The 1181-nt window shown below is 56.5% G+C and carries 1 rRNA gene; it reads left to right on the forward strand.

From position 1 onward, the window contains the following. A 23S ribosomal RNA gene (locus tag ACYVF3_RS32520) occupies positions 1 to 1181 on the forward strand; the annotation flags it as partial.

The raw sequence follows: 1181 nt of genomic DNA on the forward strand, positions 1-1181 counted from the left end.
GGGCACATGGTGGATGCCTTGGTACCAGGGGCCGATGAAGGACGTGGTAGGCCGCGATAGTCCTCGGGGAGTTGTCAAACGAGCTGTGATCCGAGGGTGTCCGAATGGGGAAACCCAGCCCGAGTGATGTCGGGTTACTCATGCCTGAATGTATAGGGTGTGAGGGGGAACGCGGGGAAGTGAAACATCTTAGTACCCGTAGGAAGAGAAAACACTGGTGATTCCGTGAGTAGTGGCGAGCGAAAGCGGAAGAGGCTAAACCGTGCGCGTGGGATACCTGGTAGGGGTTGCGTGTGCGGGGTTGTGGGACACTGTTGGGTGGATCTACCAGTCTGCCAGCATTGGATTGCGTGTTAGTTGAACAGGTTGGGAAACCTGACCGTAGACGGTGAGAGTCCGGTAGGCGAAAATGCGTGGTCGGTGTGTGGTGGTGTTCCCGAGTAGCAGCGCTTTCGTGGAGGGTGCTGTGAATCTGGCGGGACCACTCGCTAAGCCTAAATACTTCCTGGTAACCGATAGTGGATAGTACCGTGAGGGAATGGTGAAAAGTACCCCGGGAGGGGAGTGAAATAGTTCCTGAAACCATGTGCCTGCAATCCGTCAGAGCGGTCTTTGCAACCGTGATGGCGTGCCTTTTGAAGAATGAGCCTGCGAGTTACTGCTGCGTGGCGAGGTTAACCCGTTGGGGGTAGCCGGAGCGAAAGCGAGTCTGAATAGGGCGTGGAGTCGCGTGGTGTAGACCCGAAGCGGAGTGATCTACCCATGGCCAGGGTGAAGCGCGGGTAAGACCGTGTGGAGGCCCGAACCCACCAGGGTTGAAAACCTGGGGGATGAGCTGTGGGTAGGGGTGAAAGGCCAATCAAACTCCGTGATAGCTGGTTCTCCCCGAAATGCATTTAGGTGCAGCGTCGCATGTTGCTTGGGTGGGGTAGAGCACTGGTTGGTTGATGGGCCTTCACGGGTTACTGAGATCAGCCAAACTCCGAATACGCCTGAGTTGAGTGTGGCAGTGAGACGGCGGGGGAGAAGCTTCGTCGTCGAGAGGGAAACAGCCCAGAGCATCGGCTAAGGCCCCCAAGTGTGCGCTTAGTGGGAAAGGATGTGGGATCGCTTAGACAACCAGGAGGTTGGCTTAGAAGCAGCCATCCTTGAAAGAGTGCGTAATAGCTCACTGGTCAAGT

The sequence above is a fragment of the Saccharopolyspora tripterygii genome (assembly GCF_054778355.1).